This is a genomic window from Acinetobacter sp. AS5, assembly GCF_048957595.1.
Classification (GTDB): Bacteria; Pseudomonadota; Gammaproteobacteria; order Pseudomonadales; family Moraxellaceae; genus Acinetobacter.
This window is the reverse complement of sequence record NZ_JARDAL010000149.1, coordinates 1-890: the sequence shown is the minus strand read 5'-3', so window position 1 is coordinate 890 and position 890 is coordinate 1. Positions and strand designations below refer to the sequence as shown.

Here is an 890-nt window from a genome sequence, read left to right as displayed (position 1 = left end):
TATAGTCAAACTACTTTATTATTCATACAAGATTCGAAAAAAACTCGAAATAACTCATCGACTGAGTCGATCAACCATTCTTTACGCTTACGTTTAACCCATGCCCACATGTGTTCTATAGGATTTAAATCAGGGCTGTATGCAGGAAGCCAAAGAATTTTATGCCCTTGTTGTTCCAATAACTCCTGAATATCTGCTCTTTTATGAAATGCTGCATTATCCATAACCACTACACTATTTTCTGGTAATGCTGGTATGAGGAATTGCTCAATCCAAAAATGAAAAACATCTGAATTGATTTTGCAGTCAAATAAACCGACTGAAAATAACTTACCCTCATGGATTGCTCCAATGGCATTGGTCTGATTCTTTAATTGCCAATTATATTGCCCTAAACAGGGTACTCCTTTTCGTGAGTAGCCATGAGGTCTATAATCATGTGACTTAAAACCACTTTCATCCAGATAAATAATCGGATGGTTTTTTTCTAATTCATTCACTTGCAGAATAAATTTATCCCTAAGCTTTGTATCTGCTTTAGGATGGCTTAACGTCTTTTTTTAACTGTAATATTTAAGCGCTTTAATGCAGCACCAATAGATGAAACACCACAATTAAAACGTGCAGCACGTTCATATTGATAAGCATCAGGATACTTTTCAACATCTTCACGTAAAGCATCATCGTTAATTTTAGAAGGTTTACGTACACGAGTTTTTTTAATCTCTATACGTTTCTTCCATTCAACAATGGTATTTTTATTAATTTCAAATTGTGCAGCTACCGCTCGAATAGAATAACCTTCCTCAAGCTTAGCTAAAATTTTACGTCTAAAATGTTCTGAATAACTCATTGCACCATTGTATTGGTTTTATAATGATTTGACTATA

General features: G+C 34.0%; 2 protein-coding genes. Both read right to left on the bottom strand.

The annotated features are described in order from the left end of the window. Window positions 1-5 precede the first annotated feature (5 nt). Window positions 6-500 carry an IS630 family transposase gene (locus PV763_RS17685; RefSeq protein WP_004781677.1) on the bottom strand — a complete coding sequence of 165 codons (495 nt, stop codon included), beginning with the start codon at window positions 498-500 and terminating at the stop codon, window positions 6-8. Between the two features lie 47 nt (window positions 501-547). Beyond that, window positions 548-853, bottom strand: a complete 306-nt coding sequence (locus PV763_RS17680; RefSeq protein ID WP_000122230.1) for an IS630 transposase-related protein — start codon at window positions 851-853, stop codon at window positions 548-550. Window positions 854-890: the final 37 nt, after the last annotated feature.

Bases quoted from the DNA above. Each gene is read 5' to 3' on its own strand.
- PV763_RS17680 (WP_000122230.1), bottom strand. From the start codon at position 853: ATGAGTTATTCAGAACATTTTAGACGTAAAATTTTAGCTAAGCTTGAG.